An 18,328-nucleotide genomic window follows, 5' to 3' on the forward strand; every position below is an offset into this window, starting at 1 on the left:
AATGTCTTCCATAGCGCCCTTCCGGAAACAGGGCGGGGCTTTCTGATCATGCGTCCGCTTCCGCTTCCAGCAGATAGCCCACGCCGCGCAAGGTGACGATCTGGACGCTTCCTTCGCCCAGTTTCTTGCGAAGGCGGTGCACGATGACCTCGATCGCTTCGGGGTTGAGGTCCTCTTCCATGGTCACGAGACGGTCGATGATCTGCTGCTTCGACAGCGGGTCGCCCTGTTTCTGGATCAGCAATCGCAGAACCGCGTGTTCTCTGGGTGAGAATGACAGATGCCGGCCCGTCAGGGTGAAGCTCTGGCTCGCTTGGTCAAAGCTCAGGGGCCCGCAGGTATAGATCCCTCTTGCCCGGCCATGGCTGCGCCGGATCAGCGCGTGAAGGCGGACCTCCAGTTCCTCTATGGCCAGCGGTTTGCCCATGAAGTCATCCGCACCATCGCGCAGCAAGGCCACTCGTTGTGCGAGAGTGTCGCGTGCCGTCATGACAAGCACGGGCGTCTCGTTTCCCCGGGCCTTGAGGCGCGCCAGAAGCTGCGATCCAGAAAGAAATGGCAGCCCGAGATCCAGAAGGATCACATCGAAATCCTCCGCAAGAGCACGCTGCTCCGCCATTCGGCCGTCATCGGCCCAATCGATGTGAAAACCACGCTGCACAAGGCCCTGCATGAGCCAGTCGGCAAGTTCGTGGTCATCTTCGACAAGCAGCAGGCGCATGACGTCAGTCCGATCAATACTGCGGTTTCGGATGATACCACCGCGTTTGCCCTCGCCACGTCGATGATCACGATGCAGCGAACGTGTGGCCTCAAAGATTTGCCGATCTTTGGTTCGGATCGGCAAACCCGTGCCTCTTATAAAGAGATTGATAGTGGCCCACACCTTATGCGGGCCGCTTGTCTGGTCACATCAGGAACGTCAAGACCAGGTTCATCAGCAGCGCGGCGACGAAGCCCACGGGTGCCGCCCGGAACAGCAGACGGCCGAACAGCGACTCGCGCGTGGGTTCATCCGGTGCAGAACCTAGGATAAGGCTCCCACCCGAGGAGAAAGGGGAAATCGACGTCGCCTGAGCGCCGACGACAATGGCCGTGAACAGCAGCGCCGGGCTGATCGCCATGTTCTCGGCCAGTGCCGGCACCAGCGGAAATAGCGTCGGCGTCACCACGCCCAGGGTGCTGGAGAACAGCGACATGATCGCCGCCACGACCCCGATGACTACAGGCAGAAGTGCCGGAGGGATGTTCGTGCCAAGCCAGCTTGCGAGGGCGTCGATGGTGCCGGCCTCGATAGCAACGGAGATCAGCATGCCCATCCCGCAGATCATGATCAGCGTCGACCACGGAACCGAGGCGATGGCCTTGCGCTCGTCCCCCAGCTTCAGCAGCAGGGCGATCACGGCGAAGATGCTGGCGATCAGGCCGATGTCGATCTTGGCGTTGATGAAGGCGATCGTGTCATTGGCGGGCATCATGAGGTGCAGGACCGGACCCGCGAGGACGAGGATCATCATCAGGAGCGTGAGGCCCAGCGTGACGCGCTGCTTGCCGTCCAGCGGTTCGGGACGTTCGGCATCAATGGCCGCTGCAAGGCCGCGATGGTTGCCGAACAGGAACATCACGACCGTGATGACGACAAAGGGAACGATCATCGTGGCCGCGAAGATGGCCGTGGCGTTGACGAAGGCCTGCGTGTGGTTGATCCCATTTTCCGTCATCAGTCCCCGGAAGATGATGCCCGACTGGCTGGACATGAAGTTCGCCCCGGCCAGAGCGCCATAGTTGGCCGCCATCCCGCCCAGGATCAGATCCAGCCCCGTTTTGCGGCAAAGAATCAGCGTTATGGGGGCCATGAAGGCCAGAACCGTATAATATCCTGCACCCATGCCTGCGATCAGCGTAGAGGTCAGGAAAATCGCATAGGGCAGAACCCACGGCATGTTGCGGCAACGATACAGCAGATGCTCGGCCAGTCGGGTCAGCGTGCCGTTGATCAGGGCGAAGCTGTAGAACAGGCACACCGCAAAGATCACGAAGAAGATCCTCAGTGGCCACATCCCGATGACGGCATTGGGGCTGAGCCCGAGGCCGAAACAGCCCAGAAGATAAGCGAAGGCGATGGCGAACAGGCCGATGTTGATCCGGGTCGTGTACCCTAGGATCACGGCCAGAACGATGGCCGCTACGATGACAAGGCTCATGGGTCCCCTCCCTCAGGTGACTTAGAAGCGGAAAAGCTTGGCTGGATTGGCGACAAGGATCCGGTCGCGCTCTGCCGCGTCGGGAACCAGCGCATGCAGCCGTGCGACCTGATCCGCGTAATCCGTCGCGGTCTCGTGTTGGGTATGGGGCCAATCGCTGCCCCAGACGAAGCGGTCTGTTCCGCCGCAGGCCTCGCGCAGCAGGCGGAAGCTCTGCCAGGCGATCTCCGGCGTCTGCGCGGAGCGGTACGGTGCCGACAGCTTCACCCACACCGAAGGCGTCCGCGCCAGCACGTCCAGAAAGGCCCGGTGCGCGGGGATTGCGGGATTGATGCCTCCCTGCGGCAGACCGAAATGGTCGATCATCACTGTGACGCCGGATGCCGCGATGACGGGCACGACCTCGGCCAGATCGTCGAAGCTGCGCTGGATCTCCACCTGCCAGCGGAATTTGGAAAGGCGCCCGAAGAAGTCCTGCCAGAGGGCGATTCCGAAATCGTCGATGTCCCGTCCGACGAGGTTGAGGCGCGCCCCCACGAAGCCGCAGGAGTCCAGCCGCTCCAGCTCGGCATCCGGAATGTCGGGGTCTATCACAGCGACGCCGCGCAGCCGGTCAGGAAAGGCGGTCAGCGCCGCCTCAATGAGGCTGTTGTCGGTGCCGAAGAAGCTGGGCTGGATCAGCACGCCATGCGACAGACCATGGGCGTCCTGATGCGCAAACCAGTCGGCAAGGGCGGCTTCGTAGGCAGGGCTGTATCGGCGTCCCTCGGCCATCGGCGCGTTGGGATGAAAGATGTGGGCATGCGTGTCGATGCCCGTGATGCGGGTTGGGCCAGTCAAGGCGTGTCCTTTCTGGTAAAAGCATCGGCCCCACCGCCTTGCGGGACCGGATCTCGCCATCCCGAAGGGCGGCGAGGTCGGATCAGGTCAGGCGGCTGCGGTATCGGAAGCGTTCCGCCGGCCCCTGCGCCACGCGCCATTCCACAGCCGTGCCATCCACCGTGAAGGCGGTCCGTTCGATCACGGCGGTCGGACCGCCGGGCGCGACGCCGAGGCGTCCGGCCACCGCGTCCGAGGCACGCGCGAAGCTGACATCGTCGACGGCGTTTGCGATGAAGACGCTGAACCGCTCAAGATACAGGGGATAGAGTAGGGGGCCGATCTCACCTTCCGCTAAGGTTTCGAGACCTTGGAAGCGATGGTGCGGGATCCAGATCTCCTCGCTCAGCAGCACCTGGTCGAAATGGCTGCGGACGCGATCGATGCGGATGCAGTCCTCCGTGCCCAATACACGCGATACCGCAGCTGGAGCCCCGATGCGTGTGCGGGCGATGAGCCGACTGGTCGGGATGATCGGCGTCCCATCCTCCGTCGTCACGGCGAAGAACCGGAACAACGACGTGTCGAAGGCGCGTTTGCTCAGGAATGTCCCGGCCCCTTGCCTGCGTTCCAGAAGACCTTCATCGACGAGCATCTGCATCGCCTTTCGTACGGTGCCAACCGACAGCCCCGTTTCGGCTGCGAGCTGGTTTTCGGATGGAAGGGTGACATCAGGTTTCCAGTCGCCACGCGCGATGCGGCCGGCAAGACCGTCCCGCAGCCGGATATAGGAAGGAAGTCGTTTGTCGACCTCCCCCGAAGTATCGAATTCGACCTGTCTCATGAATCATCTCTCCCTGAAGACACTCTTGCGAGGAGAGAGCGGCAAGTCAACAAGTTCTATATAGAACTATATGTGCGGGGCGCTCCTTCCGGATCTAACGGCAGGGGACGTCTGGAGGAGGGGCCACCGTAGCGCGCATGCTTTCTTCGCGTCGCATAAGTGTGGCGAGTTGAAGGACGAATGCTGAACAAGCTTCTCATTGTTTGTCCTGGTCGATCATGTTGTCCCTTGATTCAGTCCTCCTCGACAAAGATCTCCTCGCGGCGCCGACGGAGCTTGGGCGCGAAAGCGCTGAACAGTGCAATGGCGGCGATAGCGAGGATGACCGCGCTGATCGGGCGGCTGATGAAGACCGTCGCATCTCCGCGGGACAGAAGCATGGCGCGGCGGAAGTATTCTTCCATCATGGGACCAAGAACGAACCCAAGAAGAAGGGGCGCAGGCTCGCATTTCAGCTTAATCAGGATGTAGCCCAGCACCCCGAAGCCCGCCATCAGCATCACGTCGAAGGTGGAGTTCTGGAGGCTGTAAACCCCCATTGCGCTGAACACGAGAACCAGCGGAAACAGCGCCCAATACGGCGTGGTCAGCAGCCGCACCCAGATCCCCACCATCGGCAGGTTGAGGATCAGGAGCAGCAGGTTCCCGATCCACATCGACACGATCACGCCCCAAAACAGCTCAGGCTGTTCCGAAATAATCGCGGGTCCCGGCTGGATGCCCTGGATGATCAGGGCGCCGATCATCAGCGCCATCACGGGGTTCGACGGAATACCCAATGTTAGCATCGGGATATAGGATGTCTGGGCGCCGGCATTATTGGCCGATTCCGGTCCGGCCACGCCCTCGATGGCGCCCTTGCCGAACTGGTCGGGCGTTTTTGACACGCGCTTCTCGAGCGAGTAAGAGGCGAAGGACGACAACATCGCGCCACCGCCGGGCAGGATGCCCAACGCCGATCCAAGCATCGTGCCGCGCAGGATGGGTGCCGCCATCCGGCGGAAATCATCCTTGGAGGGCATCAGACGGGTAATCTTCTCGACCCTCGCATTCTGCGTGCCAGGGGTTGACTCCAGATTGCGGACGATCTCGCCCAGACCGAAGATGCCCATGGAGGATGCGCCGGAACTCCATCTGCCCCATCCGAACACGGTGGCGCTGGTGGCGGAGCGGCGGGCCGGATCGGAACGCTCCTCGGCCCTGTTGCTTGAATCCGCGCTGCGGATGCGGCCGGATCGGTTGATCCTCGGGGAAATCCGCGGTGTCGAAGCCCTGAACTTTCTGGAAGCGATCAACACAGGCCATCCGGGGTCCATCAGCACCATTCATGCCGACAGTCCGGTCCTTGCATTGGAGCGTTTGGCAATGATGGTCATACGGGCGGGGCTGAACCAGACGCGGCAGGACGTTCTGGATTACGCGCGCCAGACCATCGACCTCATCGTGCAGGTCGGCCGGCGCGGCGGAAAGCGGGGCGTCCTTCAGGTCTACATGCCGGCACTGGCAAAATGTGAGTGATCGTTCACCACGTTTATAGATGGCTCAGGTCTACATAGCCATGCATATGCCGGTGTCGACATAACAACTCGTAGAACTTGTAAAGTTGTCTCATCAAGTTAGTCATATAAATATAAGTGAAAACACGCTGTTAAACGTATACGTCTGCGTCACCGCATCATGCCTTGACAAGAAAGGCTCAAAGCATGACACTTGCCCTTAATGTTCTGGCGGGAGGGTCGGGACGTTTGGGAGGACTTACATGTCAATGCGAAACAGCGTCGTTGCACTGGCAGCGATTGGGACGGTTGTAGCTTTTTCTGCCAATGCCCAAAGCTATCCCGAGCAACCCATCGAGGTAATCGTGCCCTACGCCGCCGGCGGCGGCACAGACCTGTCGATGCGGGTCATGGCCGAAACTCTTCAAAAGAAGATCCCGGGCGCCACGGTGGTCATTCGCAATGTTCCCGGCGGTGGGGGTGGCATCGGCACCGGTGAGGCCTTAAAGGCAACACCCGATGGCTACACGCTTGGAACAGGCGCGCAGGGGCCGATCGCCCTTCTGCCGCACTACGGGGCGACCACATACAACATCGACGATGTGGACTTCCTGGCGCTGATGGCGCGCAACCTTCAGGTCGTTCTGGCCTGCAAGGACGCGCCCTTCACCAAGGTCGAGGAGTTTCTGGCCTATGCCAAGGAAAACCCTGGGATGATATTGATCGGCAACTCCGGCTCTGGCGGGGCAAATCACCTGTCGGTTGAGGCTTTCGGCCGGGCGTCCGGAACGGCGTTCGAGAATGTTCCGTTCAGCGGCGCTTCTGAAGCGTTGACGAACTGCGCGGGGGGGCACATCGACGCCGTCACCGCAACGCCGGCCGAAGCCCGTGCGCACATTGAATCCGGCGCCGTGACGCCCCTGTTTGTCATGGAGGCCGAGCGGATCGCGGAGTTCCCGGACGTGCCGACGGCCGTCGAAAGCGGCGTCGACTTCACCTGGTCGTCGTGGAAAGGGATCATTGCGCCGAAGGGCTTGCCCGAGGACGTGCGGACCACTCTTACGGCGGCACTGAAGGAAACGTTTGAGGATCCGGAGTTCATCGCCCGCATGAAGGAGATGGGGGAATTCGTCGATTACCGCGACAGCGACGGCTACGCCGAGCTGGCCCGCGCCGACAGCAAGATGGCCGAGGGCGTCATTCGTGAGCTCGGCATGTATGGGATGAACAAGTAATTCTGCCTCTTTGACCGGTGCCGTTCTGCGGCACCGATCGTTCGTTTTCACCTGCCAAAGGACCATCATGACGCGGGCCGAGATGATACTCCGGAACAGGGACGTTCTTTCCGGCCTGTTGTTCCTGCTGATTGCGGGCATCTTTGCCTACGGCGCCCACCACTTGCCGCTCGGCTCGACGCTGCGCATGGGGCCAGGATATTTCCCGCTGGTCCTGTGCGGGATCCTTACCGCGCTGGCCGTTGTGACTATTCTGAACGGCGTGCGCAAGGCGAGCCTGGAGACTGCGACGGCCCCACTGGCTTGGGGCCGCATGCTGGTCATCTGCGGCGCCGGCGTCTTCTTCGCCCTCGCACTGGTGCCGCTGGGATTGCCGCTCGCCGTGTTTGGGGCCGTCCTGACCGCGGCTGCGGCCAGCCGTGAATTCCGCCCATTGCCCGGTCTGGCCCTCGCAGTGCTGACCGCGCTTGGTGCCTGGCTCATCTTTGCCGAGGCGCTGGATCTTCCGTTCCGGTTCCTTGGCACCTGGCTGACGTTCCTGAAGGGGGCACCATGAACCTGCTTTCCGATCTGGGCCTTGGTTTCGCGACCGCGCTGACCTTCACCAATCTTTCCTATGGATTTCTTGGCGCGTTGGTCGGCACTCTTATCGGCGTGCTGCCGGGCCTTGGACCGGTCGCGACCATCGCCATGTTGTTGCCACTGACGTTCGGGCTGGATCCGGTCACCGCGCTGATTATGCTGGCCGGGATCTTCTATGGCGCCCAATATGGCAGCTCCACCACCGCGATCCTGATCAACCTGCCAGGGGAAGCGTCTTCGGTCGTGACGGCGCTGGACGGCTACAAAATGGCGCGGCAGGGCCGGGCCGGGGCGGCGCTGGCCACAGCGGCGCTCGGCTCCTTCTTTGCGGGGTCGGTGGCCACGCTGGTGATCGCGACGCTGGGACCGGTGCTGGCCGCAGCCGCTCTCAGCTTCGGTCCGGCGGATTACTTTTCCCTGATGGTGCTGGGACTGATCGCGTCGGTCACCATGGCCTCCGGTTCCATTGTAAAGGCGCTGGCGATGATCGTAATCGGCGTGATGTTGGGACTGGTGGGTCAGGACATCTACACCGGGGCCGCCCGCATGACCTTTGGCCAGCCGCAGCTGCTGGACGGACTGGAATTCGTGGCCATCGCCATGGGTCTCTTCGGTCTGGCCGAGATCTGCCAGAACCTCGAAGATGAATCCTCGCGCGCGACCTCGGTCAAGAGTGTAGGCTCCCTGATGCTCAGCCGTGCGGATTTCAAGGCGATCATCCGCCCTGTGCTGCGAGGAACGGGCATCGGTTCCATCCTCGGTGTTCTGCCAGGCGGCGGCGCCACGATCGGGGCTTTCGCGGCCTATGTCACGGAAAAGAAGCTGTCCCGCACGCCGGAACGCTTCGGCCAAGGCGCAATCGAGGGTGTCGCCGCGCCGGAAAGCGCGAACAACGCGGGGGCGCAAACTTCGTTCATTCCGCTACTGACCTTGGGCATCCCCGCCAATGCGACCATGGCCATGATGATGGGCGCACTGATCCTGCACGGTGTGACGCCGGGGCCCAACATCATCACGAACGAACCTGTGCTGTTCTGGGGGCTCATCGCCTCCATGTGGCTGGGCAACCTGATGCTGGTGATCCTGAACCTGCCGTTGATCGGTATCTGGGTGAAGCTTCTTTCGGTGCCCTACCGTTTCCTGTTTCCGATCATCGTCGCGCTGTGCTGCGTCGGCGTATACACCGTCAGCAACAGCACGTTCGACGTCCTGCTGATGGTGGGGTTCGGGGTGCTTGGCTATGTCTTCATGAAGCTGGGCTGCGAACCGACGCCTCTTCTTCTGGGCCTCGTCCTGGGTCCCATGCTCGAAGAGAACCTGCGCCGCGCCCTCCTAACCGGGCGGGGTGACCCCACGGTGTTCCTGACGCGCCCGATTTCGGCAACACTGCTGGCGATCGCGGCCCTGTGCCTGATCCTGATGATTCTGCCCTCCATTCGCAAGAAGCGCGTCGACGCTTTCGAAGAATAAGCCACCACGAGGTTCCCATGGTGAAGATCGTTACGACATCCCCCGGCTTTGGCACCGCACCGCGTGTGGCCGCACGGCTGGACGAACTGGGTTGGACCCTTGTGCGCTGCGCAGACGCCGTCACGCTGGCCGAGCAGATTGAAGATGCCGACTTCTTTGTCGTCGGGCTGATCGGTCCCAGCCCAGAGGTGCTGGATCGGGCGACACGGCTGAAAGGCGTGCTGAAGCATGGCGTGGGTGTTGACAACATCGACATCCCGGCCTGTTCCGCCCGCACCCTGCCTGTCGCGAACACGCCGGGCGCGAACGCGGACGCGGTGGCAGAGCTTGCGATCGGGATGATGTTCGCGATGGCGCGGCAGATCCCGCAAGGCCACGTCTCCGTCACCTCGGGCGGATGGGACCGAAAGGCAGGAGTGCAGCTGGGCGGCAAGACGCTGGGCGTCGTCGGTCTGGGCAATATCGGACGCAAGCTGGCACTGCTGGCCTTGGGTCTGGGCATGATGGTGGTGGCGACGGACCCCTACGCGGATGCGGCATTTGCCCAGCAGCACGGGATCGAACTGTTGGATCTGGACAGCGTGCTGGCCCGCAGCGATTACCTTTCCCTGCACGTGTTCGGCGGGGCGGACAACGCCGCCCTGATCAACGCCGAGCGCTTGGGCCGCATGAAGCCGGGGGCACGGCTGCTCAACCTCGCCCGGGGGGAAGTGGTGGATCTGGACGCGGTGCACGAGGCGCTGGTCGGCGGTCATCTCGCGGGCGCCGCCATCGACGCCTATGCGGTAGAGCCGCCGGACACCTCCCACCCCATCTTCTCCCACCCGAACGCGATCTTCATGCCCCATTCCGGCGCCGACACCGTAGAAGCGCTGGAGAATGTCGGGCTTATGAACATCGCCGACATGCAGGACCTGCTGGACGGCCGTCGGCCCTCCCGCGTTTTGAACTGAAGGAAGAGCCATGCACCCTGTGTCTTCGTTGAGGCTGTTCGCCGCCGATCTCTTCCTCGCCGCTGGACTGGACGCCGAGAAGGCGGAGGCTGTCGCCCATTATCTGGTTGAAGCGGACATGATGGGACATTCCACCCACGGTCTCGCCCTTGCCCCGTGGTATCTGCAAAGCATCGACGACGGCGTCATGACCAAGAGCGGCGATCATGATGTCCGGTCCGACCGTGGTGCTGCCATCCTGTGGAACGGCCGCCGCCTGCCGGGGGCCTGGCTGGTGTCGCGGGCGGTGCGGGTGGCGTGCGACCGGGCACGGCAGCACGGCACCTGCACCCTGACAATCGCCGACAGTCACCACATCGGCGCGCTGGCCGCCTATCTGGGAGAGGCGACGGATCAGGGGCTGATGATCTCCATCGCGTCGTCTTCGCCGTCGGGGGCGCAGGTGGCGCCGTTCGGCGGGCTGAAAGGCGTGTTTACGCCGAACCCCGTGGCCTATGGCATCCCGACACCGGGCGACCCCATCCTGATCGACATCTCCGCCTCCATCACCACGGTCAACATGGCGCAGCGCATGATCCGCGAAGGTCATGTGTACGATCATCCTTGGATCATGGACGCGGAGGGGCGGACCACCACCGACCCCGCAGTGGTGACGCAGGGCGGAACCCTTCTTCCGACAGGCGGGCTGGATCACGGGCAGAAGGGTTACGGAATGGCCTTGTCCGTCGAAGCCTTGACCCAAGGGCTCGCCGGCTATGGGCGGGCGGATGATCCCAAAGGCACAAACTGCGCCGTCACCATCACTGTTCATGATCCGGAGGCTTTTGGCGGGCGCGAGGCGTTCCTGCGCCAGACAGGCTGGCTGGTGGAAAGCTGTCTTGCCTCGCCCCCCAGAGACCCCGGCAAACCGGTGCGTCTGCCAGGGCAGGCAGCCCTGCTGCGAGCGCGTCGCGCAGCCACGGAGGGGGTGGCACTTCACCCCACCATCTGGCCCGCGCTGGTGGTAGAAGCCCAAAAATGCGGCGTGCGAGTCCCAACCGTTTAACGGGTATTCCTTTCCGTGGTTAAGGGGATGCGGACATGGAATTCTCTTGTAGCGTAAGCTGAGATACAGTCGCCAGCGCACTAGGTCATGTTGACAAATGGCGGATCCATAGGCGGATCGACGTGATGTCGATGAAGCCAAGGAAGCTTTCCGCCGTCTTGTCGTAGCGGGTCGCGACACGCCTGGCGTTCTTGAGTTTGTTGAAGCAGCGTTCGACCAGATTACGCAGGTGATACAGCGAACGATCGACACCAATCCGCTTCTTGCGAGACTTGCGCATCGGTATCACGGGCAGGACGTTGCGCGCCTCCATGCCCTCCCTGATCTTGTCTGCATCGTAGCCGCAATCCGCGAGCAGCACGCTTGGGCGGGGCAGATTATCTGCCATCACCAGATCGAAGCCGAGATAGTCCGACGTCTGGCCAGGCGTGATCTCTGTCCTCATGGACAGCCCGTGTGTATTGACGACGAGGTGGATCTTGGTCGTGAAGCCACCTCGAGAACGGCCGAAACCCTGTGGCGGAGTCCCCCTTTAGCGCCCGCTGCCTGATGGTGGGCGCGGATCACGGTGCTGTCGATCATTTGCAGGGCGCTTGGCACGGCCCCGCTCTGGTTCAGGGCCTCCATGATGTCCTCCCAGAGCCCGGGCAATGTCCACCGCCGGAATTGCCGATAGACGCTCGACCATTTGCCGAACTCCCCCGGCAAATCGCGCCATGGAGCCCCGGTGCGTGCGATCCAGAATACGTCATCAAGAACGAGGCGGTGGTTGGCGGGTTTGCGCCCGTTCGGGGCGCGGACGGCGAGGATGAAGCGCTCAAAGAATGCCCATTCACCGTCCGACATAAGGTCTCGTGCCAAGCTGGTCTCCATCGCAGATGCCAGCTTGAATCATGCTCAAAGCCTGATGTGAATCCCTTTTGTCAACACGACCTAAAGTTCACCGGCATCTATATTTGCTTAATTAAAAATCGTTTGAACAAATTTTCGGAAACATAATAGGCAAACATCAATATATAAAATAAATTTATATAATTAACAAGATCATAAGTTCACTCTCTTATTGCTCTATTGGAAAGGACCTTATCCCTCTCATCGGCATGCCGCTAAACGAGATGACAGGGTAAACCTCATGATCGGATTTTTGACGACCAGCGCTTGTGCCGTGGCGCTGCTGATTGGGACCGCCGCCTTTGCGGCTCCGCCTGCCGGATCCAAACTGACGGTGGCCACGATCGGCGAGCCGGCCACGCTGGACGTGCAGCTTTCGCCCGTGATCCTTGTGCAGGAAATCACCCAGCACATTTTCGAGACGCTGTTCGCGCTGGATACGTCGGGCGTGGCGAAACCCCTGCTGGCCGCCGCGATGCCCGAGGTGTCTGCGGACGGCCTGACCTACGTCATCCCCCTGCGGCAGGACGTGACGTTCCATAACGACGCACCGATGACGGCGCAGGACGTGACCGCCTCACTCATGCGCTGGACGAAGATCAACTCCAAGGGCAAGGCCGCCGCTGCCTATATCGACACGATCGAGGCGACGGGCGATCACGAGGTCACCATCCGCCTGAAGGAGCGTTTCGCACCCCTAGTCGCGATGCTCAGCCAGTATTCCGTCATCATGCCGGAAAGCACGCTGGCCGATCCGCTGGTCGAATTCGTGGGCACCGGCCCCTTCCGTCTGGAGGAGCGCCGCCCCGACCAGTATATCGACCTGCGCGCCTTCGAAGGCTACACCCCGCCCGCGGGCGAGGCCGACGGCTATGCAGGCGCGCGCGAGGCGATGGTGGAGCAACTGGTCTTCACCCCTGTCCCCGACGCCAACACCCGCGTCGAGGGTGTTCTGGCCGGTCAATACGACTATGCCGACAGCCTGCCCATCAGCGCCTTCGACCGGCTGGAAGCCTCGGACGTGGCCGAACCGGTGGTCCTGAAGGACTCGGGCTGGATGTCGCTGAACATGAACATGAAGGAAGGCGTGCTGACCGACGTGCGCCTGCGGCAGGCCGTGGCCAACGCCCTGAACTCGAACGATCTGATGGCCGCGGCTTTCGACGATCCCGGCTTCTTCACCGTGAACGGCGCGTTGTTCCCCGAATCCAGCACATGGTATTCCACGGCGGGTATGGACATCCCCGCCGAGGGCGACATGGAGCATGCGCAGGAACTTCTGAAAGAGGCGGGCTATGATGGCACGCCGCTGCGGATCCTGACGACGCGGCAATACGAGTTCAACTACAAGATGGCGCAGGTGGCCGAGGTCTATCTGGAGATGGCGGGCTTCGACGTCGATCTGCAGGTGTCGGACTGGGCCACGCTGACCTCGCGGCGCGGCGATCTGGCGGCTTGGGACATCTTCATCACGAACTCGGTCTTCCCGCCGGACCCGTCGATGCACAACACCTTCACCGCCTCCTATCCCGGCTGGTACGAGACGCCGGGCAAGGACGCCGCTCTCGCCTCCTATCTTTCGGCCGTGGGTGAAGACGCGCAGAAGGACGCCGCCGACGCGCTGCAGACGCAGTTCTTCACCGACATGCCGATCTTCAAGGTGGGCGACTTCAACAGCCTGTCGGCCGCCAGCAAGAAGCTGCAGAATCTGGAGCCGGCCGTGTGGCCGTTCTTCTGGAACGTCTCGGTCGGGAACTGATCCATGGGCTCGGTGACATCCGTCATTCTTCGCCGCCTGGGCGGTATGCTGGTGGTGATGCTCGCGATTGTCACCGTGACTTTCGTGATCGTCCGGCTGACGCCGGGCGATCCTGCGGCGATGATCCTCGGCGATCAGGCGACGGTGCAGGACATCGCCGACCTGCGCGAACGCATGGGCCTCGATCGTCCCATCCTCGAACAATACGCAACCTATGTCCTTGATGCCGCGCAGGGCGATCTGGGCCAGTCGCTGTTTCTTGGCGTGCCGGTGCTGGACGCCATCGCGGGCAGTGCCGAGACGACTATCTTCCTCACGCTGTTCGCCATCCTGATCGCCGTGGCCATCGCGCTGCCGGTGGGGATCATTTCGGCCTACAAGCGCGGATCGGTGATCGATCAGATCGCGGTGGCGGTGTCGATGCTGGCCTCCTCGGTTCCCAGCTTCTGGCTGGGGCTGATCCTGATCCAGACCTTCGCCGTGTCGCTGGGGTGGTTTCCCACTTCGGGCTATGGCGGTCCGGGGGCGGGGTTCGCCACCCGGATGGGGCATCTGCTGCTGCCCGCCGTGGCGCTTGGGGTGGTCAACTCCGCGCTGATCCTGCGTTTCACCCGCGCGGCCATGCTCGATGTGCTGTCCGAGGATTACATCCGCACCGCCCGCGCCAAGGGCATGGTCGAAAAGCGTGTCGTGATGCGCCACGCGCTGAAGAACGCGCTGATCCCGATCATCACGGTAGTGGGCCTGTCGGTGGCGCTCCTGATCTCGGGCGCGGTGGTGACGGAGACGGTGTTCGGCCTTCCCGGCATCGGCAACCTGACCGTCAACGCGGTGATGCGCCGCGATTATCCCGTCATCCAAGGCACACTTCTGGTCGTGGCTGGTGTCTATGTTTTGATCAACTTCCTGGTGGACATGCTCTATATCCTCGTCGATCCGCGGGTGCGCCTGTGACCGCCGTCATCCAAACGCCCCCCACCCGCCTTGACGTGCTGCGCCGCCTGTTCCGCAACCGGACCGTGCTGATTGCCGCCCTGGTGCTGTCCGTCATCGCGCTGCTGGCGATCTTCGCCCCCTTGGTCGCGCCCTATGATCCCGACGCGCTGTCCATCGTGAACCGCTTCCAGAGCCCCAGCCTTGCCCACCCCTTCGGCACCGACGAGTTTGGGCGCGACGTGCTGTCGCGTGCCATCTATGCGGGCCGCGTGTCGCTGCTGGTCAGCGCCGCCGTGGTGGTGTTCGCCGGGATCGCGGGGGTCGTCATGGGCATCCTCGCGGGTTATTTCCGCAGGCTCGACGCCGTGATCTCGCGGTTTCTGGACGCGATGATGGCGTTTCCGGACATTCTGCTGGCCATTTCGCTGGTTGCGGCGCTTGGCGGATCGCTGACGAACGTGATCCTTGCGCTTGGCATCACCTATACGCCGCGGCTGGCGCGGGTGGTGCGTGGCACGACGCTGGTGCTGCGCGAACTGCCCTATATCGAGGCTGCGAAGTCGATGGGCGTGCCCACATGGCGCATCCTTGGCGGGCATGTGCTGGTGAACCTCGCCTCGCCCATCCTCGTGCAGGCGACGTTCATCTTCGCCAGTGCCATGCTGGCCGAGGCGTCGCTGTCCTTCCTTGGCGTGGGCGCCTCCCCGGACGTGCCGACATGGGGCACGATGCTGTCGACGGGGCGCGAATACATCTCCTCGGCCCCCTGGCTCATGTATTTCCCCGGCCTTGCGATCGTGTTCGCGGTGCTGTCGCTGCAGATCCTCGGCGACGGGCTGCGCGATCTGGTCGATCCCCGTCTGGCAAAGGACCTGTGATGCAACCGATCCTATCCATCCGCGACCTGACGGTAAGCTTCAAGGCGCGCGGCGGCTGGAACCCCACCGTCCGCAACGTGAACCTCGACGTGATGCCGGGCGAGACGGTGGCCATCGTCGGCGAAAGCGGCTCGGGCAAAAGCGTGACGGCGCTGTCGATCCTGCAACTGCACCAGCCCGGCCGCACCCGGCTGGAGGGGGAGATCCTGCTGAACGGGCGCAACCTTCTGGGCCTGAAACCGGCCGAGATGACGGCCATTCGCGGCAACGAGATCGGCATGATCTTTCAGGAGCCGATGACCAGCCTTAACCCCGTGCTGACCATCGGCGAGCAACTGTCCGAGGTGCTGATCCGCCACCGCGGCATGACGCGCGCCGAGGCGCTGGCCGAATCCGTGCGCCTGCTGGAACGCGTCCGCATCCCCTCGGCGCAGGGGCGGCTGGCAGAGTATCCCCACAAGCTTTCGGGCGGGATGCGCCAGCGGGTGATGATCGCGATGGCGCTGGCCTGCAAGCCGAAGCTGCTGATCGCGGACGAGCCGACGACCGCGCTGGATGTGACCATCCAGGCCCAGATCCTGGAGATCATCCGCGAGCTGCAGGCCGAGGAGAACATGGCCGTCCTCTTCATCACGCATGACATGGGCGTGGTGGCCGAGATCGCGGACCGCACCGTCGTCATGTTCCGCGGCGACGTGGTGGAGACGGAGGAGACCGGCAAGCTTTTCACCGCACCCGCGCATCCCTATTCGCGCGCATTGCTGGCGGCGATCCCGAAGCTTGGCGCGCTGAAGGGCACGTCGCTGCCCGGCCGGTTCGCGGTGATCGACCCCGCCACCGGCATCCCCGCGCCCCAGCCCGCGATGCGCGACACGGTGCAGCCGAAGCGGCCGATCCTCGACGTGTGCAACCTCGTCACGCGGTTCGACATCCTCGGAGGCTTCGGCCGCGTCGCCCGCCGCGTCCACGCGGTGGAGGATGTGAGCTTCCGCCTCCACCCCGGCGAAACCCTCAGCCTTGTCGGTGAATCCGGCTGCGGCAAGTCCACCACCGGGCGGTCGATCATGCGGCTGACCGAGGCGACCAGCGGGTCCGTCTTCGTGGACGGGGCCGACGTGCTCGCGGCGGGCAGCCGCACCCGAAGCAGCCACCGCGACGTGCAGATGATCTTTCAGGACCCGTTCGCCAGCCTCAACCCCCGCCGCAGCATCGGCGCGGCCATCGCCGAGCCCCTGCTGGTTCACGGCATGGCCACCCGCAGCGAAGTGGGCGACCGCGTGGCCGACCTTCTGACCAAGGTGGGCCTGCCGCCCGAGGTGGCGACCCGCTTCCCGCACGAATTCTCGGGCGGGCAACGTCAGCGCATCTCCATCGCGCGCGCGATGGCGCTGGAACCCAAGGTCATCATCGCCGACGAGGCGGTGTCGGCGCTGGACGCCTCGATCAAGGCGCAGGTGTCGAACCTGATGCTGGACCTGCAGGATCAGCTTGGCGTGGCCTATCTCTTCATCAGCCACGACATGGCCGTGGTCGAACGGATGAGCCATCGCGTCGCCGTCATGTACCTGGGCGAGATCGTGGAGATCGGCCCGAGGGCTGCGGTGTTCGACAACCCCCAGCACCCCTATACGCAGCGCCTGATCGCCGCCGTGCCCCAGCCCGACCCCTCGCGGCGTGGGCAGATGACGCCGCCCGCCGGTGAAATCCGCAGCGCCGTCCGCGACGCCGATTACATCCCGCCGAAACGCGCGTGGCGCGAGGTGGCGCCCGACCATCTGGTCATGGAGGACAGCCATGCCGCATGACGTGATCCTGCGGGGTGGCCATGTCACCGACCCCGTGAACGGACGCGAGGGCATCTGCGACATCGCGATGGAGGGGGGGCGGATCGCGGCCCTCGGCCACGACCTCGGCCCCGCGCGGGAGGAGATCGACATCGCGGGGCTGCATGTCCTGCCCGGCATTATCGACAGCCATGTCCACCTGTCCTCATGGCTGGGTGGCGCCGTCGGACACCGCATGCTGGCCCGCGCCGGCGTGACGACCGCCTTCGATGTCGCGGGTCCGGTGGACAGCGTGATGCAGCTTGCGGCCCGGCACGGCACGGGCCTGACGCTGGCCTGCATCGATTATGTCCGTCCGGGCCATACGGTGGACACCGCGAACCCGCATACCGACGAACTGCGCGACCATCTTGCGCGGGCACGGGCAAGCGGCGCGATCGGGCTGAAGGTGCTGGGCGGGCATTTCCCCCTGACGCCCGAGGCGACGGCCCGCACCATCGCCCTGTGTGCCGTGGAAGGCGCGCATGTCGCCTTCCACGCCGGCACCCTCGACACGCCGCAGGACATGCGCGGCCTGCGGCAAGCGCTGGAGCTGGCGGCGGGCCATCCCCTGCACCTGCCCCATGTGAACGCCTATGTCCGCGGCACGCAGGACCACATCCTTGCCGAGACGCTGGAAACGGTCCGCTTGCTGGAGGCGCATCCCAACATCTGGTCCGAAAGCTACCTCGCGCCCTTCAACGGCAATTCGGCGAAATGCGCCAATGGCATCCCCGAAAGCGTCGCCACGCAGCGCAACCTGAAGACGGGCGGTTTCACCCCCGACGCGCAAGGGATGGAGGCCGCGATCCTTGCCGGTTGGGCGCATGTGCACATGCTGGTCGACGGCGAGAACATCCTCGCCACGGGTGAGCCTGCGGCGGCCGAGTGGCGTGCGGCCGATTCCGACATCGGATGCAGCTTCCACGTCAACCCGCCCGAGGCGCGGATCAACCTTGCGGTGATGAAACGCGCGAACGGCCGCTTTGCCATCGACGCGCTGGCCACCGATGGCGGGGGCATCCCGCGCAATGACCTGTGCGACCGCGGCCTTGCCCTCGTCGCCCTGAATGCGCTCACGCTGGCGGAGTTCGTGGTGAAAACCTCGGCGGAGCCCGCGCGGATGATGGGTCTGCCCGGCAAGGGGCATCTGGGCGTCGGCGCGGATGCCGACATCACGGTGATCGATCTGGAACGACGCCGCGCGGTCAGCAGCTTCGGCGGCGGGCGCGCGATCCTGCGCGACGGCGTGGTGGTGGGGCAGGGGGCCACGATCCTCTGCCCGCCCGAGGCCGAGGCCGGGCTTCGGGCCATGGGCCTTGCGACCGTGCCCACCCCTCCCTTCCAGTTCCGGCCTCTTCAGCCGTTCCTCTGAAACCAGGAAAGAAAAACC

Annotated in this window: 17 protein-coding genes; 11 read left to right on the forward strand and 6 right to left on the reverse strand. The window is 63.6% G+C overall.

The features are described 5' to 3' along the window. Positions 1-46 precede the first annotated feature (46 nt). The 5 genes from PIJ50_RS10960 to PIJ50_RS10980 all read right to left on the reverse strand — a co-directional run bounded on the left by PIJ50_RS10960 (position 47) and on the right by PIJ50_RS10980 (position 4,979). Positions 47-721 (reverse strand): response regulator, encoded by a 675-nt coding sequence (locus tag PIJ50_RS10960; RefSeq protein ID WP_271975220.1) that lies wholly within the window; start codon positions 719-721, stop codon positions 47-49. A gap of 187 nt (positions 722-908) precedes the next feature. Continuing rightward, positions 909-2,204, reverse strand: a complete 1,296-nt coding sequence (locus PIJ50_RS10965; protein WP_271975222.1) for an SLC13 family permease — start codon at positions 2,202-2,204, stop codon at positions 909-911. Between the two features lie 21 nt (positions 2,205-2,225). After that, positions 2,226-3,044, reverse strand: a complete 819-nt coding sequence (locus tag PIJ50_RS10970) for an amidohydrolase family protein (protein ID WP_271975224.1) — start codon at positions 3,042-3,044, stop codon at positions 2,226-2,228. Positions 3,045-3,126: 82 nt separating this feature from the next. After that, entirely contained in the window at positions 3,127-3,867 is a 741-nt protein-coding gene (locus PIJ50_RS10975) for a GntR family transcriptional regulator (RefSeq protein WP_271975225.1), read from the reverse strand. A 233-nt stretch (positions 3,868-4,100) separates the two neighbouring features. Next, positions 4,101-4,979 (reverse strand): tripartite tricarboxylate transporter permease, encoded by an 879-nt coding sequence (locus tag PIJ50_RS10980; RefSeq protein WP_271975226.1) that lies wholly within the window; start codon positions 4,977-4,979, stop codon positions 4,101-4,103. Here PIJ50_RS10980 and PIJ50_RS10985 point away from each other — a divergent pair. The 6 genes from PIJ50_RS10985 to PIJ50_RS11010 all read left to right on the forward strand — a co-directional run bounded on the left by PIJ50_RS10985 (position 4,978) and on the right by PIJ50_RS11010 (position 10,648). After that, on the forward strand, positions 4,978-5,385 hold the full coding sequence (locus PIJ50_RS10985; protein WP_271975227.1) for a CpaF/VirB11 family protein: 408 nt from the start codon (positions 4,978-4,980) through the stop codon (positions 5,383-5,385). The genes PIJ50_RS10980 and PIJ50_RS10985 overlap by 2 nt on opposite strands. A gap of 247 nt (positions 5,386-5,632) precedes the next feature. Continuing rightward, on the forward strand, positions 5,633-6,598 hold the full coding sequence (locus PIJ50_RS10990) for a Bug family tripartite tricarboxylate transporter substrate binding protein (RefSeq protein ID WP_271975229.1): 966 nt from the start codon (positions 5,633-5,635) through the stop codon (positions 6,596-6,598). Between the two features lie 67 nt (positions 6,599-6,665). Then, the gene (locus tag PIJ50_RS10995) at positions 6,666-7,154 is read left to right on the forward strand and encodes a tripartite tricarboxylate transporter TctB family protein (RefSeq protein WP_271975231.1); all 489 of its coding nucleotides are present in this window, start codon (positions 6,666-6,668) and stop codon (positions 7,152-7,154) included. Beyond that, positions 7,151-8,650, forward strand: a complete 1,500-nt coding sequence (locus PIJ50_RS11000; protein WP_271975233.1) for a tripartite tricarboxylate transporter permease — start codon at positions 7,151-7,153, stop codon at positions 8,648-8,650. Before PIJ50_RS10995 ends, PIJ50_RS11000 begins: the two co-directional genes overlap by 4 nt. Before the next feature lie 17 nt (positions 8,651-8,667). After that, positions 8,668-9,603 carry an NAD(P)-dependent oxidoreductase gene (locus PIJ50_RS11005; RefSeq protein WP_271975234.1) on the forward strand — a complete coding sequence of 312 codons (936 nt, stop codon included), beginning with the start codon at positions 8,668-8,670 and terminating at the stop codon, positions 9,601-9,603. 10 nt (positions 9,604-9,613) lie between these two features. Further along, positions 9,614-10,648 carry an Ldh family oxidoreductase gene (locus tag PIJ50_RS11010; RefSeq protein ID WP_271975236.1) on the forward strand — a complete coding sequence of 345 codons (1,035 nt, stop codon included), beginning with the start codon at positions 9,614-9,616 and terminating at the stop codon, positions 10,646-10,648. A gap of 85 nt (positions 10,649-10,733) precedes the next feature. On the opposite strand, the gene PIJ50_RS11015 is transcribed toward PIJ50_RS11010, so the two are convergent. Continuing rightward, positions 10,734-11,521, reverse strand: a protein-coding gene (locus PIJ50_RS11015; RefSeq protein ID WP_271975237.1) for an IS5 family transposase whose coding sequence is annotated in 2 segments (ribosomal slippage) — positions 10,734-11,182 and positions 11,182-11,521 — 789 coding nt in all. Because the reading frame shifts where the segments join, the coding sequence is not laid out codon by codon here. A 259-nt stretch (positions 11,522-11,780) separates the two neighbouring features. Between PIJ50_RS11015 and PIJ50_RS11020 the strand changes: the two genes are divergently transcribed. The 5 genes from PIJ50_RS11020 to PIJ50_RS11040 are packed head-to-tail and all read left to right on the forward strand — an operon-like array spanning position 11,781 to position 18,310. Further along, entirely contained in the window at positions 11,781-13,298 is a 1,518-nt protein-coding gene (locus PIJ50_RS11020; protein WP_271975238.1) for an ABC transporter substrate-binding protein, read from the forward strand. Positions 13,299-13,301: 3 nt separating this feature from the next. Next, a complete protein-coding gene (locus PIJ50_RS11025) occupies positions 13,302-14,252 on the forward strand; it encodes an ABC transporter permease (RefSeq protein WP_271975239.1) in 951 nt (316 codons plus the stop codon). Beyond that, positions 14,249-15,112 carry an ABC transporter permease gene (locus PIJ50_RS11030; protein ID WP_271975240.1) on the forward strand — a complete coding sequence of 288 codons (864 nt, stop codon included), beginning with the start codon at positions 14,249-14,251 and terminating at the stop codon, positions 15,110-15,112. The genes PIJ50_RS11025 and PIJ50_RS11030 overlap by 4 nt, the downstream gene beginning before the upstream one ends. Continuing rightward, a complete protein-coding gene (locus tag PIJ50_RS11035; RefSeq protein ID WP_271975241.1) occupies positions 15,112-16,917 on the forward strand; it encodes an ABC transporter ATP-binding protein in 1,806 nt (601 codons plus the stop codon). Before PIJ50_RS11030 ends, PIJ50_RS11035 begins: the two co-directional genes overlap by 1 nt. Further along, positions 16,907-18,310 carry a dihydroorotase gene (locus tag PIJ50_RS11040; protein WP_271975242.1) on the forward strand — a complete coding sequence of 468 codons (1,404 nt, stop codon included), beginning with the start codon at positions 16,907-16,909 and terminating at the stop codon, positions 18,308-18,310. The genes PIJ50_RS11035 and PIJ50_RS11040 overlap by 11 nt, the downstream gene beginning before the upstream one ends. Positions 18,311-18,328: the final 18 nt, after the last annotated feature.

It is taken from the genome of Falsirhodobacter sp. 20TX0035 (assembly GCF_028307215.1).
Classification (GTDB): Bacteria; Pseudomonadota; Alphaproteobacteria; order Rhodobacterales; family Rhodobacteraceae; genus Falsirhodobacter.

Bases quoted from the DNA above. Each gene is read 5' to 3' on its own strand.
- PIJ50_RS10960 (WP_271975220.1), bottom strand. From the start codon at position 721: ATGCGCCTGCTGCTTGTCGAAGATGACCACGAACTTGCCGACTGGCTC.
- PIJ50_RS10965 (WP_271975222.1), bottom strand. From the start codon at position 2,204: ATGAGCCTTGTCATCGTAGCGGCCATCGTTCTGGCCGTGATCCTAGGG.
- PIJ50_RS10975 (WP_271975225.1), bottom strand. From the start codon at position 3,867: ATGAGACAGGTCGAATTCGATACTTCGGGGGAGGTCGACAAACGACTT.
- PIJ50_RS10985 (WP_271975227.1), top strand. From the start codon at position 4,978: ATGGAGGATGCGCCGGAACTCCATCTGCCCCATCCGAACACGGTGGCG.
- PIJ50_RS10980 (WP_271975226.1), bottom strand. From the start codon at position 4,979: ATGGGCATCTTCGGTCTGGGCGAGATCGTCCGCAATCTGGAGTCAACC.
- PIJ50_RS10990 (WP_271975229.1), top strand. From the start codon at position 5,633: ATGCGAAACAGCGTCGTTGCACTGGCAGCGATTGGGACGGTTGTAGCT.
- PIJ50_RS10995 (WP_271975231.1), top strand. From the start codon at position 6,666: ATGACGCGGGCCGAGATGATACTCCGGAACAGGGACGTTCTTTCCGGC.
- PIJ50_RS11000 (WP_271975233.1), top strand. From the start codon at position 7,151: ATGAACCTGCTTTCCGATCTGGGCCTTGGTTTCGCGACCGCGCTGACC.
- PIJ50_RS11005 (WP_271975234.1), top strand. From the start codon at position 8,668: ATGGTGAAGATCGTTACGACATCCCCCGGCTTTGGCACCGCACCGCGT.
- PIJ50_RS11010 (WP_271975236.1), top strand. From the start codon at position 9,614: ATGCACCCTGTGTCTTCGTTGAGGCTGTTCGCCGCCGATCTCTTCCTC.
- PIJ50_RS11020 (WP_271975238.1), top strand. From the start codon at position 11,781: ATGATCGGATTTTTGACGACCAGCGCTTGTGCCGTGGCGCTGCTGATT.
- PIJ50_RS11025 (WP_271975239.1), top strand. From the start codon at position 13,302: ATGGGCTCGGTGACATCCGTCATTCTTCGCCGCCTGGGCGGTATGCTG.
- PIJ50_RS11035 (WP_271975241.1), top strand. From the start codon at position 15,112: ATGCAACCGATCCTATCCATCCGCGACCTGACGGTAAGCTTCAAGGCG.
- PIJ50_RS11040 (WP_271975242.1), top strand. From the start codon at position 16,907: ATGCCGCATGACGTGATCCTGCGGGGTGGCCATGTCACCGACCCCGTG.